Below are 259 nucleotides of genomic sequence, written 5' to 3' on the forward strand. Positions count from 1 at the left end.
GTAAGAAGGCGCGAATTCTATCTAGACCTTGGCCGGAGCGCAAGCATTTCTTTTCATCACGCGGCCAGCGTCTGGACGACGAGGGCCGCTGCGGCTGCACTGGACATGCTGACTGCCAGCCAGCATCCCAGGAGAAGGGCGCCGTTTTTCATGTCAGCGTTCGATCACCGGCGCATGCACCGGAGCGATCGACTCGTGCGTCGTCTGGGTACGCTGCGCGGCCTTGTGGACCATCGTATAGGCGTAGTCGATGCCCATG

At 61.0% G+C, this 259-nt stretch carries 1 pseudogene; it reads right to left on the minus strand.

Features of this window, described 5'->3' with window-relative positions:
- Nucleotides 1–153: 153 nt before the first annotated feature.
- Nucleotides 154–259, minus strand: a pseudogene (locus tag ABDB81_RS16145) (hydrolase); the annotation flags it as partial.

The sequence above is a fragment of the Cupriavidus sp. DL-D2 genome (genome assembly GCF_039710735.1).
Classification (GTDB): domain Bacteria; phylum Pseudomonadota; class Gammaproteobacteria; order Burkholderiales; family Burkholderiaceae; genus Cupriavidus.